The organism is Mycolicibacterium gadium, from assembly GCF_010728925.1.
Lineage (GTDB): Bacteria > Actinomycetota > Actinomycetes > Mycobacteriales > Mycobacteriaceae > Mycobacterium > Mycobacterium gadium.
In genome coordinates this window covers 367,180-380,629 of sequence record NZ_AP022608.1, presented here as the reverse complement: position 1 = coordinate 380,629, position 13,450 = coordinate 367,180, and the positions used below count along the sequence as shown (strand labels likewise).

Below are 13,450 nucleotides of genomic sequence, written 5' to 3'. Positions count from 1 at the left end.
AGAACGGCAGTAGTTGATGACGAATGAATCTCGTTCGTATTCAGATGTGGCCTCGTGCAACCAGTGTCGAGGGTGGCGCTGGCATTCTGAGTCGGTGGCCGCCAGGACAGCGAAGAAGACCGACAGCCGCTTGGCGGCTCGGCTTGCCGCGCTCGCCTCACTAGGCGCTTCTGTCATCCACTTCGCCGTCGTTCCCACCCACTGGCAGGAGTGGATCCCAGCGGGCCTGTTTTTTGCGGCCATCGCGCTGTTCCAACTGTTGTGGGCGCGGCTAGTACTGACACGAACCACCACCCCGGTGCTGATCCTTGGCGTCATGGTCAACCTTGCCGTCATTGCGCTTTGGTCTGTGTCGAGAACTGCTGGCGCGCCGTTCGGTCCCCACGCGGGTGAAGCGGAACTGATCCAAGCCGCGGACCTTTGCGCGCTGTTGCTGCAGATTTATGTTGTCATGGGCGCTGGCTGGGTCTGGTACCGCGGGCTGCAAGGAGAACCGGTGCCGACCTTCGGCAGCGCCATGGTGCTAATGGGCGCGATCGGGGTCATCACGCTGGCGTCCACCGTGGGTGCTGCCTCTGGTCTGCGACACGGCCACCACGCCCCAGCCGGTGCTGAAGCAGTGGGTCATCACCACGGGACCACCGGTGCCGAACAGACCGACGACCATCACAGTCACGCAGAGCCGTCTCCTGCAGCGCCCACTGGGAAGCCAGGATCCGATGATCACGCAACTGACGCAGAACACGCCGACGACCATCACAGTCCTGATCCGGAGCCGACCTCTCCCCCGCCGGCCGTCCAACCGGTCGAAGCTCCTGCGCCCGTCCCCGGCGGTGGCGGTGCGTCTGAGGGGGCCACGCCCGCGCCGATCAGTGAGCCGCTTCCTGCGGCGGAGCCGCTAGACGACCACCAAGACCATGACCATGTGCATTGACGTATGCCCGCAAAATCGCCAACTGCGCGTCTGGGCCTCGTAGTTCCACCCTGTCAGTGCGACGGAGAAGTCACGCGGCATGGAATGCCTATCGTGCATCGCGTGAGGGCCGTCGCTCGGGATTCTCCGTCGCCCACGATGGTCGGCAAGGTGCCCGCATGGTCGACCGTCCCCTAACGGTTGAGGACGGCACGGGTGCTGGCCTCGGGCGTCAGGTCGAGGCGGCGCAGAAGTTGCGCGTTGAGCGCTACGACGATCGTCGACAGTGACATGAGGATGGCGCCGACCGACATGGGCAGCACGATGCCGATGGGTGCCAGGACACCGGCAGCCAGGGGCACGGAGATGAGGTTGTATCCGGCGCCCCACCAGAGATTCTGTTTCATCTTGCGGTAGCTGGCGCGGGACAGTTCGATCACCGACAGCACCGAGCGGGGGTCGGAACTGGCCAGGATGACGCCAGCAGAGGCGATGGCGACGTCGGTGCCCGCGCCGATCGCGATGCCGACGTCGGCTTGCGCCAAGGCGGGGGCGTCGTTGACTCCATCGCCGACCATGGCAACCTTTTTGCCTTCATGTTGCAGCGCAGCCACTTTCGATGCCTTGTCTTCGGGGCGCACCCCGGCGAACACCCGGTCGATGCCGAGTTCGTGGCCGACCGCGTTGGCGACGGCTTCGGCGTCGCCGGTGATCATGACGACTTCGACGCCGAGCTTGTGCAGCGCATCGACGGCTTCGCGCGATTCCGGGCGGATCTCGTCGGCCAGACGCAGGCCGCCGAGCACCACCCCGTCGCGGATGACGTGCAAGATGATGGCGCCTTCGCCGCGCCACGCGGTGGCCGCAGGGATCTCCTGGGCGCCAACTTCTTCGAGTAGGCGGGGGCCGCCCACGCGGATTTCGTGCCCGTCGACTGTGGCGGTCACACCGACGGCGGGAGAGGACGAGAAGCCGCTGGCGCGGGGCACGGCCAGACGCCGGTCCTGCGCGGCTTTCACGATCGCGCGCGCTAAGGGATGTTCACTGTCAGTTTCGGCGGCGGCGGCGAGCGCGAGCACGGTGTCGCCGTCGTAGTCTGCGGTGGTCTCGACGGCGGTGACGGTGGGTTCGCCTTTGGTCAGGGTGCCGGTTTTGTCGAATAGCACGGCGTCGACGGTGCGCATCCCTTCCAGGGCTAGGCGGTCTTTGATCAAGACGCCGCCTCTGGCGGCGCGTTCGGTGGCGATCGACACGACCAGTGGTATCGCCAGGCCAAGGGCGTGGGGGCAGGCGATGACGAGCACGGTGATCGCTCGTACGACCGAGGCGTCGGGGTTGCCGACGATCGTCCATGCTGCCGCGGTGATGGCAGCGGTGACAAGGGCGAACCAGAACAGCCAGCCGGCGGCGCGGTCGGCGAGGCGCTGGGCACGCGACGACGAGTTCTGCGCTTCGGTGACCAGGCGTTGGATGCCTGCCAGGGCGGTGTCGTCGCCGGTGGCGGTGATTTCGACCCGGAGTCCGGAATCGGTGGCGACGGTGCCCGCTGTCACGGGGTCTCCGACGGTGCGGGTGACGGGGCGGGATTCGCCGGTCACCATGGATTCGTCCATGTCGGCGCGTCCGTCGACGATCTTGCCGTCGGCGGGGATGCTGCCGCCGGGTCGGACGACAACGAGGTCGCCGACGTGCAGGTCGGACGGCGAGACGGTGATGGTGTGGTCGCCGTCGATCTTCTCGGCTTCGTCGGGCAGCAGTGCGGCCAGTGAGTCCAGCGCTGAGGTGGTCTGCGCCAGCGAGCGCATTTCGACCCAGTGGCCGAGCAGCATGATCACGATGAGCAGGGCCAGTTCCCACCAGAACTCCAGCTCGTGGTGGAGCAGGCCCAGGCTGGCGCCCCAGGACGCGAGGAAGGCGACGGTGATCGCCAGTCCGATGAGCAGCATCATTGCTGGTTTGCGGGAACGGATTTCGCTCACGGCACCGGTGAGGAACGGGCGGCCGCCGACGACGTACATCACTGTCCCCAGCAGGGGTGCGATCCAGCGGGTGCCGGGGAAGTCGGGGATGTCGTAGCCGAGCAGCATCGCGAACATGGTTGAGAACGCGACGACCGGGATGGCGATGATCAGGTTGATCCAGAACAGCTTGCGGAATTGCCCCACGTGATCACCGCCATGGCCGCCGTGGCCGCTGTGACTTTCATGCCCCCGGTGGCCTGTGTCTGGGTCGGGTGCAGGGTGTTCGTCGTGCGCGTGGTGGTCGTCGTGTCCGGTGATGTGGGATGTTGCGACGCCGTGGTCATCGCGGTGTGTCATGTTCTTTCCTTAAGGGGCTTGGCGTTATCGGTCGACGCGCATTGACGGTGTGGGTCGCAGCTGCCCGCACTGGGCGTTACGAGCGCACCAAGCGGGCGATGGCTTCGGAGGCTTCGGTGAGTTTGGCGTCGGCGGCCGGTCCGCCGGTGGCGGCTGCGTCGCGGACGCAGTGTCGGAGATGGTCGTCGAGCAGCGCCAGCGCGACGCCTTGGAGGGCTTTGGTGAGCGCGTCGGTTTGGGTGAGGATGTCGATGCAGTAGCGCTCCTCTTCGATCATTCTGCTGATGCCGCGGGCCTGGCCTTCGATGCGCTTCAACCGCTTGAGGTATTTGACTTTGTCGGTGATGTAGCCGTGATGGGTTGAGCCTGTTGTCGGGCAGTGCCCGGTGTCGTCTGCGTGGGTCATGGCAGATTCCTTGTGCGTCGTGGTGAAGGAGTTGGCGTGTCCGGCGCGTTCCGCGCGACCAGGATGGCGGTCACGCGACGCCGGCATACTTGTCGGGGTCGCGATCAAAGCGTGGTCCACATCCCTTGCAGCAGAACCAGTAACGCTGGCCGCGGTAGTCACGGAACAGTCCCGCCGCCTCGGCGACCGTCTTGTTCACCGGCGTCCCCGGCATCACGGGGCAGGTGGTCTCGTTCTGCGGGCCGAGGTCGAGCAGGTTCCTAGCCGTCGGGTCGATCGCTGAGGTGTCGATCTCGACGGACGCGCCGCTGCAGCAGCAGCTCGACGAGGACAACTGATGGTCGGACATAGGGTCTCCTTTGAGGTGGCGGTGATCTAATCGCGGGTGTTGGACGTGGTGGTGAAGCCGCGCAGGCGCAGACTGTTGCCCACCACGAGGACACTGGAGAACGCCATCGCGGCTCCGGCGAGCATCGGGTTGAGCATGCCTAGTGCCGCGACCGGTATCGCTGCGACGTTGTAGGCGAACGCCCAAAACAGGTTGGTCTTGATCGTCGACAGTGTGCTGCGGGACAGCCGGATCGCGTCGACGGCGCTGCGCAGGTCACCGCGCACCAGGGTGATGTCGGAGGCCTCGATGGCGACGTCGGTGCCGGTGCCCATAGCCAGACCGAGGTCGGCCTGGGCCAGCGCGGGCGCGTCGTTGACTCCGTCGCCGACCATGGCGACCGTTTTGCCTTCGGCTTGGAGGCGGGCGATGACGTCCACCTTGCCCTCGGGCATAACCTCAGCGATCACCTCGTCGATGCCCACTTCGGCAGCGATCTGTCGAGCGACGGCTTCGTTATCACCGGTGAGCAGCACGGGGGTCAGACCGATGTCGCGCATCTGCGAGATCGCTTGTGCGCTGGTCGGTTTCACGGTGTCGGCGATGACGAGCACGCCGCGAGCCTGCCCATCCCACCCGACCGCGACCACGGTTTTGCCCTGCGCTTCCGCGCTGGCCTTGACGCGCGACAGGTCCGGACTCAGGTGTTGCGCCCAGTCGGCCAGCAGTGCTTCGCGCCCGACGACGACGGCGTGTCCGTCCACGACGCCCTGGACACCTTTGCCTTCGACATTCGCGAAGTCTTCAGGGACAGGCAGGGTTTCGAGTTCCTCGGCGGCCGCGGCGGCGACGGCTTGGGCGATGGGGTGCTCGGAGGCGTTCTCCAGAGCCCCGGCCAGCCGCAGCAGCTCCGCACGTTCGGTTCCCGGCGCCGCGATGATGTCGACCAGGGCCATCTTGCCGGTGGTGACAGTGCCTGTCTTGTCCAGCACCACGGTGTCGACCTTGCGGGTCGATTCCAACACCTCAGGACCTTTGATCAACACACCCATCTGGGCGCCGCGACCGGTGCCCACCAGCAGGGCCGTGGGGGTGGCCAATCCAAGTGCGCAGGGGCACGCGATGACCAGGACCGCGACCGCTGCGGTGAACGCGGCGGTCACCGAAAACCCCGCGCCCAACCAGGCACCGAGGGTGATCACCGCGATCGCGATGACGATCGGCACGAAGACACCGGAGATCCGATCGGCCAGGCGTTGCACTTCGGCCTTGCCGGTCTGAGCGCGTTCGACCAGCGCAGCCATTTGCGCCAGCTGTGTGTCCGAGCCGACCCGACTGGCCCGCACCACCAGCCGACCGCCGGCGTTGACGGTGGCACCGACCACGGTGTCGCCGGAAGCGACTTCCACGGGTACCGATTCCCCGGTCAGCATCGACGCATCGACAGCCGAGGTACCGGACACCACCACGCCATCGGTGGCGATCTTCTCCCCCGGGCGCACGACGAACTCATCCCCGACCACCAGTTGCTCAATGGCAATCTTGGTTTCCACCCCGTCGCGCAGGACGGATACGTCTTTGGCGCCCAGGTCGAGCAGGGCCCGCAGCGCGGCCCCGGCTTGGCGCTTTGACCGCTTTTCGAAGTAGCGGCCAGCCAGGATGAAGGTGGTCACACCGGCAGCGACTTCGAGGTAGATGTTGGCGGCGCCATGCGACGGCGCCAAGGTGAACTCGAAGGGATGCGTCATGCCCGGCGTGCCGGCACTACCCAGAAACAGTGCGTACAGCGACCACAGGAACGCCGAGACGGTTCCCAGGGAAATGAGGGTGTCCATGGTCGCGGTGCCGTGGCGCAGGTTGGCCCAGGCGGCCCGGTGGAACGGCCAGGCTGCCCACACGATGACCGGTGCGGCCAGCGTGAGCGACGCCCACTGCCAGTAGGTGAACTGCAGCGCCGGGATCATTGCCATCGAGATGACCGGCACCGTCAGGACAGTCGAGGCCCTCAGTCGGTGTCGCAGCGAGGCCAGGTCGGGGTCACCGATACCGTCGGCGTCCGGGGCGTCGACGGATGGGTCGGATGGCGGCGGTGTGCGCGGTGTCGGGAGCGCGGCGGTATAGCCGCTCTTTTCCACCTCCGCGATCAGCAGCGCCGGATCGTAGCCGTTAGGCACCGTGACGGTGGCCTTCTCCGTCGCATAGTTGACTGTCGCGGCCACGCCGTCGAGCTTGTTGAGCTTGCGCTCGATGCGGTTGGCGCAGGAGGCGCAGGTCATTCCCCCGATGCGCAGTTCCACGCTGGGGCCGGACACCGGTGTCGATGTCGTCATAAGAGCCACTGCCTTTCAGTGTCTAGGTCGGGCGAAGTCGTCAGTGCCCGCCGGCATGGCCGGCGTCGCGCGACGGTTGCGGCGCGGGCTGAGCTCGGCCGCCGGGGGCGGCGTCGACGACGAACGTGGCGGTGTGCACGGTGTCGTCGACTTTGAAGTCGAGGTAGAGCAGGTATCGACCGGCCGTAGGTGCGGTCGCCGCGAACGGCACCGCAGGCCCACCGGTGCGGCCAGGGACCGGCTCGGCTCCCTCCGGGTGCACATGCAGATACGCCAGGTCGCCCTCACGCAACGCGACGAGGTGCCCATAGGCCCCCAAGTAGGGCTGCAATGTCGTCACCGGCCGACCGTCGCGCGTGACTGTCGCGGTGAGCTGCTTGGCGACGCCCGCGGTGAGTGCGCCGTCGAGTTTCACGGTGTAACCAGCGACTTCATCCGCGGTGCGTGTGATGCTCGGCGCCACTGGGGCGAATGCGCCGGCCACCTCCACGGTGCGGGTGAGGGTCAGTTTGGCGCTGCTGGCCCGGGCCGGCTGGAAGTCGGCGAACACGCGGTAGGTGCCGGCGGCCGTCCACGTCCACGGCGTGGACCACGTGCCGGTGGCCGGGTCCAGCCTGGGGTGCACATGGGCGAAGTGCTGGCCGTCGGAACGGACCACGATGAGGTGCAGCTGCTTGTCGTGCACAGTCGCGTAGTCCCGCAACGGTGTGCCGCCCGGGTCGACAATGCCGAAGCTCAACGTGCCCCGATCATTGGGCGCACCGGGTGCGCGCACCGAGCCGAGCACGTATCCGTCTGCGGCGAGCGACAACCCCGGCGGATCGGCGGACACAGCGGCTAACGGCGGCGCCTGCTCCGTCGACGCACGGTGAGCAGCTGCGCCGTCGACGCCGAGGGCCTGGGTAGCGGCAGGCGCGGCGTCGGGGACGACCGCCGCGGCAGTGACGTACGCAGCCGTGAACGCCACCGTCAGTGCGGCACCGAACGCAGCCAACCGTCCCGCAGCGTTCATGCGACCCGCACCGCCGAGTACCCGGCCTCGCCGACGGCGTTGAGGATCTGCGCGTCATCGACGGGACCGCTGGACGTCACGACCAACGTCCCGGTCTTAGCGCTGACCTCAACGCCCTCAACACCGGCGACCTCGCCGACCTCCTCGCGCACCGACAGCTCGCAATGCCCGCAGGTCATCCCTGTGACCGCATACGTGCTCGTGCTCATTACCGCTCTCCCATCCTCGACTCGTCCATATACCCCTACCGGGTATGTGTACACCAGCGTATACCCCCTGAGGGTATGCTTCAAGGGTCAGTGTCCGGGGGCCGCTGGTGTCGTGTCGACGCTTGTCGCGCTTCCCCGAGCGAGGAGGGATCGGTGGTGTGGTGCGCACGTTGCACATCGGCGATGACGGTTGGCCGCTCATGGGCGAGGTCGTCGGCCGCGGCGAGCTGATCATCATGCTGCACGGTGGCGGGCCTGATCACTACAGCATGCGGCCACTCGCCGACCGGCTCGCTGATCGGTATCGCGTTGTGCTGCCTGATATTCGAGGGTACGGAGCATCGCGGTGCCCCGACCCGGCGTTGCACCGATGGGATCAGTACGTCGCCGACGTCATCGCGATCATGCACGCGCTCGACGCCCCCTCCGCCCACCTTGTCGGCGCCGGCCTGGGCGGCACAATCGCCTTGCGGACGTGCCTCCAGCACCCCCGCACCGCCCGGTCCGCGGTCGTCATCAGTGCTGAAGCGATTGAGGACGACGCGGACAAAGCCGCAGACACCGAACTGATGGATCGCTTCGCTGAGCGTGCCCGTTCATGCGGTCTGCACGCCGCCTGGGCGCTGTTCGTTCCCCATCTTCAGCCGCTCATCGCCAACCTGGTCACCGAGGCCATTCCGCGCGCTGACGCCCACAGCGCGGCTGCCGCAGCGGCAATCGGTCATGACCGCGCCTTCGCGGCCGTCGAAGACCTCCGGTGCATCGACACTCCGACGCTCATCATCGCCGGCGACGACACCCGTCATCCCACGCAGTTGGCGCACAGCCTCGCCGAAGTCCTTCCACGAGGAGTCATCGCCGAAGCCTCGATGTCCTACGAGCTCGTCGACGCTGAAGACATGGCGAACGCTTTCGGCCCAGCGATCGAAAAATTCCTTCAACAAACGTGAGACAGGAAACCCGGCCCAACACGACTTGGTGCGCGCAAGTCCGCAACACAGCGCTGGGAAACCTCACGCTGCGGTAGCAGCGCCCCGAGGGCAGCACGTCGCGGCGCGGTCAGCCGCAGCAGGACTTTCCCCCGCCGGCCTTGACGGGGCGCCACCCACTGGTGACGCGGCCCACCGCGCACAACGCGAGGCATTTGGCAATCGACCGTGTGATCTGACTCTGGACGATCCGCCGGAATTTCTCTTGTACCGTCACCAGCGATACGCCTTTCGCGTCGTCGAGCTACCCGCAGTGGATACAGCCAGGCCAGGCGCTGAAGAACAAGCTGACTTGCCAACGCGACACACTCGATGTACACCGCGTCTCACTCCTATCCCCGAGGCGTCGACTTCTCCCCAAGCCGGCAAAGAAGCCGAGATTGCCGACTATGTCAGGCCTTGAGAGTCTCGGATGCACGGGAGATCCTGAGTCTCGGCTCCGTCGTCGAACCGTCGGGCAGTTTGTTCCGGGCATCGTCGGCAGGAGCCTCAGCCCACCAGCGCACGACTCCTCGATGGATTGGCAAGCACGGCCAGCTACAGGCCACGTTCGCGCTTCGGTTGGGATTGGTCCGTGATCTACGGAGTAGGATAGTATATGGACGACGGCTGGGGCGTTGATCCACCCCCTAGCTGGCATCGACGCCTCAGTCGTTTCCGTTGATCAGTAGCGCCATCACGCCGACTCGGCAACGGTGGGGGGCTAACCAGAGTCGCCACGACAGTACGGTTGACAGAACTGCCAGTCTGGCTCGCTTACCTTCGGGGCCACGATAGAGATTGAAAGTTCTGCGTATAGCCTTGCGGCGCCGATCATTCAACGAGCAAGAGCTTAGCCAGAACAGCTTTGTCGACACCGGCGCCTTGAGCCCGAGATACCGCCATTTGTTTCTGGGAGAGCGTCCAAGATCTCTTGATCACCCGGGGCCCCGGGAGGCCAGATGCTTCGTCATCAGCGGCGCCAGCGATCAAGAGTATCTAACTGATTCGTCAATTCTTGACTGTTAGCAACGCCCGCCGTTTCGACGAATGAAACGGTCAACCCTCTTGCCTGCCAAATCTGCCGCAGTCGATCAATATCGCGATTCGGACCGTTCCTTGTTCGCTCAAGATAGTGAGTTCCTGCGCACCAGATGCAGGAACATGTACGGTCGCACTTCTTGCGTGCCCAGCGTCTGAACGCCTACCACCATTCGCAGCCAAGCTGCGACTGTATAAGTCGCGGAGACGCTTGGCAGACCTTAAGCCCCGAACAGTAGGTAAAGGCCGGCGAAGGTGTAGCCGACCATTGTCAGCATCATCGCGAGCTGGCCCGTCAGTTGATGGCCTACCGGAAGCACTCGCAGCGCTTTGTCGTGTGCCGCGATCACGGCCAACATATGCCCGGTGACAACGGAGGCGACCTTGATGGTCCACAGCAACGTCGGATTCAGCGATAGGAAGTACTGCACGTCGTCGGAGTTCAGGCCAAGTAGGTGCCAGCCCCTGCCAAGCGGGTCGGCAAGCCGCACGATGGTCTCCTGGCCGCGCTCGACGAGGTAGGAGAGGTAGTGCGCGAAGATGTATCCCACGACGATCGGAATGAGACTGTGAGCGAGCAGCGCCGGGAGCTCACGACGCTGCTCGCGACTGACGCCAGCGGTCGCGCGAGCCGCGGCAGAGAATGTCACGCCCACGGCGAGCACGAAAAGTATGAGTCCGAGGGATCGCAGCACCGTGCCGCCCGCGGAGATACCGACCAGAGGGATGCTGGCGGAGTTGCGTGCGACGAAGTTGTTGAAGGTGGCGGACTGGGAGAAACTGTCGAACGCGGTCGATCCGAGCAGAACGGCCATCACCGCGACGGTGCCTGGACGTACCGGCATCGTGGGCAGATGATCGAGCGGATTCCCGATGACGATGCGTCCTGTCGCGCGACTTCTTCTGAACGGTGCGAGCCGCGAGACTGTCACGCTGTACACCTCAAACGGATCGGCTCGAGCGAACCATGTCGTTCCGAAAACCGCTGCGCCGACCAACATCGCGGCGGCATAGACGAGAATCCAGATCTTGATCGCCGTCAGCGAGCCAGGATCGGAACTCGCGAGCTCCAGCCAGACGAAAGCGAACAGCCCGACCACTCCCGGCCAGTATCCCCACCCGTGCCGATACCGGATGCGCCCCTCTGAGGGGGTCGCACCGCGCCGCCTGATGTGCAACAGCCGCCACACCGTGCGCACCGGCGAGATCAGCCGCCAAACCGGGCCGATGACAACCGATATGGCGACTAGCCCAACCCACAACAGCACATAGAACGCACCCGGCAACGCGTTGTCACTGCCCTGGGGACCCCAGATAGCAGCGACACCCACCCACGCGGTAAAGACCGCGGCGGCAATCGCGACGAACCACCGGACAGCCGGGGAGTCGACGACAGCAGATACCCACGTCGGCAGCTCTCGTCCCGGCTTCGCCGGGTCAAACCGCGGCGTCCTCCACGCCACAGCCACCACGGCAAAAGTCGCAGCTAACGCCCATGCGGCCCCAATCAACGCGTACGACAGCGGCACTGGAAGATCGGTCGATCCCCCTACGCCATGCGCTAGGAACGTCTCAGCGGCTTCGCGCGTCAAGGCCGGACTTCGATGGTGACGACTGTGACATGCAAGTCGTGCAACTCCACTGCGACACGACCGGGAATGTCGACGGTGAACTCGAAGCGCTGACCTGAGGTGGCCGCAACGTCGAAGACGTGTTCGGGCACCGAATGCACGTGCAGGCTGTCGACAGCGTCGCTGATCACTTGGAGCACTATCGGTTGCCCGGCGACCGCTTGAGTCTCCGCGTTCATGGGTGTCACCGTGCCGTTGGCGACTGTGACATCGATGACCGTCCCGGCTTCAGCACTCGCACTTGTCGGGGACGTGGTCGCAACTGGTTGAGCGGAGGTCGCCGGCGCAGCGGAAGAAGCATCCGTAGAGGACGGTGGCGAACCACACGCGGCCAAGGCGACGGCAGCCGCCCCAATTGCGCTCGCTCTCAACCAAATACCGCATTCAACCATCGATTTGTCCGTCCAATCGTCATGCCGAGAATTGTGCCCCCGCGCTGGTACAGCACATCAGCGCGAGACCAGACGTTTCACAGCAGCTACTTCTCTGATGGAGTATCGGTTACGTTGCTACTCGCTGACCGCGGATTGCTCGGGAGGCGCCGCAGCACTCACCGAGCCGGCATCAGCGGACCGACGGGCTCGGTCGATCGCAAAGATGCCGAGTGCCACCGCGATCACAGCAAACCCTAGAGCAGTCCAGGCGATCACCGAAGTCATGGCGCTCCCCCCGCTAGCACCAGTCTCCGCACTCGACCCGAGAGTCACTGTCGGCACGGGAAACTCGGGATCACTGCCTTCGGGCGCGGGTTCAGTCCAAGCGTCGGCGGTGCCGTCGGCGAAGGTCTGAATGGTTGGCAACGCAAGCGTCTCGACATCCGGCAGCGGACCCGCTTCGAGGACGAAGTCATCGAATTGACCAGGCAGGATTCCCTGGCCGGTGGCGGTCCACGTCACCGAACTGACCACCTCATCGACTGGTGTGCCGTCGTCTCTGTAGATCGGCGGATTCGTCTTCTTCTTCGTTATGTCGAGTTGCCAGCCTGCAACCGGTTGAGCCCGCACGGTTCGGATCTGGATGCCGTCAGGGATCCGCACTTCCACTTTGGTGGTAGCCGGGTTGTCCGACTCTGCGGGGACCCGCAGGGTGATCAGACCCGTCTCCCCTGGCACCCCACCGTCAATGTATGCACCGACATGGGCGGTCGCCGCCGGGCTCGCAAGCAGTGCCGCCACTCCACTGATCATGAGAACTCCAACAATGCGCAGCAAGACTTTCAGCACCGGCCACCTCCATATAGGGATTGCAATCTTCGCTCGGCTTCGAGAGGGCTTCCCGCAGTTCAGCATTGCGTGTCACAAGCGCCGGCTGGCACGCCGACACCGCTTCGGTGGCAGTATACGGGGTGAGACCGTAGACGCGGGCACTAGGGGTTCCGGCGCGTTGCGTTTGCGTCGATTAACCGCGCTGGCTGGTGCATCATCGCTTGCTCGTGAGTTGGTCAGGTGAAGGGCTGCGGAACGCCGCGCCATGGTGCGGTTATTGAGCGGTGGAGGCGGCGGCTTAGTGCGGTCCATCATCGTCGACCACGGTGGTTCGAGTCATGGCGGCATCCCTACCCGATTCTCACATCGGTGGCCCAAGTCAATCTAGGCGCTGATCTGATTCGTCGCGCATGAGGGGCGGCTACATGGAATCTCGGCAGTGCGGGCAGGGTCGGCTCATGGTCGCGCACATGGGGCAGTTGTCCATCGGCATAGGCATCGTCATGCCGTCGGTACAGCACCACATCAGCGGTGCGCCGCTGCCGTTGTCATAGATCACGGCCATCGGTTTTGCGTCGACAACGTCGAAATACACTTTTCCGCTAGCGGCTTGCCCTTGGGCCAGCGTTCCACCCGGGAGTCCTTGCGGGTTGGCGATCTGCCATATCACTGGCCACCGCTGACCGCCAGCGGTGACCGCGTGAAGGTTTGGGATGATCGGCGTCACAGTGCCGGTGACCGCCCGTACTGTAGCCGTGGCTTCCCAGAGCTGGCCTCGCGCAGCGTATCCCGGAAGCGCGGCCGTCGACCTCTGCAAGCCTGTGACAGTCCACTCCTGCACGACGGCCCCGCCGGCGTCGACAAGTTGCTGAGGCGTCCCGAACTGATGGTGGGCGTGTTCGCGGGCTGAGGCGGGTACCGCCACTGCTGTGGCCACACCGATGAGCGCGGCCAGGGCTGTGGCGATGAGCAAAATATGTCGTCGCATGGTGACTCCTTCTCGAAGGTTTGTGAGGTGGTTGACCGCTCGCAAAAGCAATGTGCGGCAGCCTAGGCGATGATTTATGTAGTTGAATAGTAGATGAGGGA

At 65.1% G+C, this 13,450-nt stretch carries 12 protein-coding genes; 2 read left to right on the top strand and 10 right to left on the bottom strand.

Translation table 11 applies throughout. The features are described 5' to 3' along the window. The first annotated feature begins 46 nt into the window (after positions 1–46). Positions 47–934, top strand: coding sequence for a hypothetical protein (locus tag G6N36_RS01770; protein WP_163690309.1), 888 nt, complete (start codon positions 47–49; stop codon positions 932–934). 173 nt (positions 935–1,107) lie between these two features. On the opposite strand, the gene G6N36_RS01765 is transcribed toward G6N36_RS01770, so the two are convergent. The 6 genes from G6N36_RS01765 to G6N36_RS01740 form a co-directional block, all read right to left on the bottom strand. After that, entirely contained in the window at positions 1,108–3,231 is a 2,124-nt protein-coding gene (locus tag G6N36_RS01765; protein WP_163684438.1) for a heavy metal translocating P-type ATPase, read from the bottom strand. A gap of 76 nt (positions 3,232–3,307) precedes the next feature. Beyond that, positions 3,308–3,637, bottom strand: a complete 330-nt coding sequence (locus G6N36_RS01760) for a metal-sensitive transcriptional regulator (protein ID WP_163684436.1) — start codon at positions 3,635–3,637, stop codon at positions 3,308–3,310. A gap of 70 nt (positions 3,638–3,707) precedes the next feature. Further along, on the bottom strand, positions 3,708–3,986 hold the full coding sequence (locus G6N36_RS01755; protein WP_163684434.1) for a YHS domain-containing protein: 279 nt from the start codon (positions 3,984–3,986) through the stop codon (positions 3,708–3,710). 26 nt (positions 3,987–4,012) lie between these two features. Continuing rightward, positions 4,013–6,295 carry a heavy metal translocating P-type ATPase gene (locus G6N36_RS01750; protein ID WP_163684432.1) on the bottom strand — a complete coding sequence of 761 codons (2,283 nt, stop codon included), beginning with the start codon at positions 6,293–6,295 and terminating at the stop codon, positions 4,013–4,015. 40 nt (positions 6,296–6,335) lie between these two features. Next, on the bottom strand, positions 6,336–7,307 hold the full coding sequence (locus G6N36_RS01745; protein WP_163684430.1) for a DUF8832 domain-containing protein: 972 nt from the start codon (positions 7,305–7,307) through the stop codon (positions 6,336–6,338). After that, positions 7,304–7,516, bottom strand: coding sequence for a heavy-metal-associated domain-containing protein (locus G6N36_RS01740; RefSeq protein ID WP_163684428.1), 213 nt, complete (start codon positions 7,514–7,516; stop codon positions 7,304–7,306). The genes G6N36_RS01745 and G6N36_RS01740 overlap by 4 nt, the downstream gene beginning before the upstream one ends. A 200-nt stretch (positions 7,517–7,716) precedes the next feature. On the opposite strand from G6N36_RS01740, the gene G6N36_RS01735 reads away from it, so the two are divergent. Beyond that, entirely contained in the window at positions 7,717–8,466 is a 750-nt protein-coding gene (locus G6N36_RS01735; RefSeq protein ID WP_163690308.1) for an alpha/beta fold hydrolase, read from the top strand. Between the two features lie 1,280 nt (positions 8,467–9,746). On the opposite strand, the gene G6N36_RS01730 is transcribed toward G6N36_RS01735, so the two are convergent. From G6N36_RS01730 to G6N36_RS01715, 4 genes are all read right to left on the bottom strand, one after another. Beyond that, positions 9,747–11,117 carry a hypothetical protein gene (locus tag G6N36_RS01730; protein WP_163684426.1) on the bottom strand — a complete coding sequence of 457 codons (1,371 nt, stop codon included), beginning with the start codon at positions 11,115–11,117 and terminating at the stop codon, positions 9,747–9,749. Further along, positions 11,114–11,335: a hypothetical protein gene (locus G6N36_RS30200; protein ID WP_308205938.1), complete on the bottom strand. Its 222-nt coding sequence runs from the start codon at positions 11,333–11,335 to the stop codon at positions 11,114–11,116. The genes G6N36_RS01730 and G6N36_RS30200 overlap by 4 nt, the downstream gene beginning before the upstream one ends. Positions 11,336–11,665: 330 nt before the next feature. Next, on the bottom strand, positions 11,666–12,343 hold the full coding sequence (locus G6N36_RS01720) for a YcnI family copper-binding membrane protein (protein ID WP_163684423.1): 678 nt from the start codon (positions 12,341–12,343) through the stop codon (positions 11,666–11,668). A gap of 439 nt (positions 12,344–12,782) precedes the next feature. Then, positions 12,783–13,349: an MPT63 family protein gene (locus G6N36_RS01715; RefSeq protein WP_163684421.1), complete on the bottom strand. Its 567-nt coding sequence runs from the start codon at positions 13,347–13,349 to the stop codon at positions 12,783–12,785. Between the last annotated feature and the right edge of the window lie 101 nt (positions 13,350–13,450).

Excerpts from the sequence above, each read along its gene's own strand:
- G6N36_RS01740 (WP_163684428.1), bottom strand. The coding sequence starts at position 7,516 with ATGAGCACGAGCACGTATGCGGTCACAGGGATGACCTGCGGGCATTGC.
- G6N36_RS01735 (WP_163690308.1), top strand. The coding sequence starts at position 7,717 with ATGGGCGAGGTCGTCGGCCGCGGCGAGCTGATCATCATGCTGCACGGT.
- G6N36_RS01755 (WP_163684434.1), bottom strand. The coding sequence starts at position 3,986 with ATGTCCGACCATCAGTTGTCCTCGTCGAGCTGCTGCTGCAGCGGCGCG.
- G6N36_RS01765 (WP_163684438.1), bottom strand. The coding sequence starts at position 3,231 with ATGACACACCGCGATGACCACGGCGTCGCAACATCCCACATCACCGGA.
- G6N36_RS01715 (WP_163684421.1), bottom strand. The coding sequence starts at position 13,349 with ATGCGACGACATATTTTGCTCATCGCCACAGCCCTGGCCGCGCTCATC.
- G6N36_RS01760 (WP_163684436.1), bottom strand. The coding sequence starts at position 3,637 with ATGACCCACGCAGACGACACCGGGCACTGCCCGACAACAGGCTCAACC.
- G6N36_RS01720 (WP_163684423.1), bottom strand. The coding sequence starts at position 12,343 with ATGATCAGTGGAGTGGCGGCACTGCTTGCGAGCCCGGCGGCGACCGCC.
- G6N36_RS30200 (WP_308205938.1), bottom strand. The coding sequence starts at position 11,335 with ATGAACGCGGAGACTCAAGCGGTCGCCGGGCAACCGATAGTGCTCCAA.
- G6N36_RS01745 (WP_163684430.1), bottom strand. The coding sequence starts at position 7,307 with ATGAACGCTGCGGGACGGTTGGCTGCGTTCGGTGCCGCACTGACGGTG.
- G6N36_RS01750 (WP_163684432.1), bottom strand. The coding sequence starts at position 6,295 with ATGACGACATCGACACCGGTGTCCGGCCCCAGCGTGGAACTGCGCATC.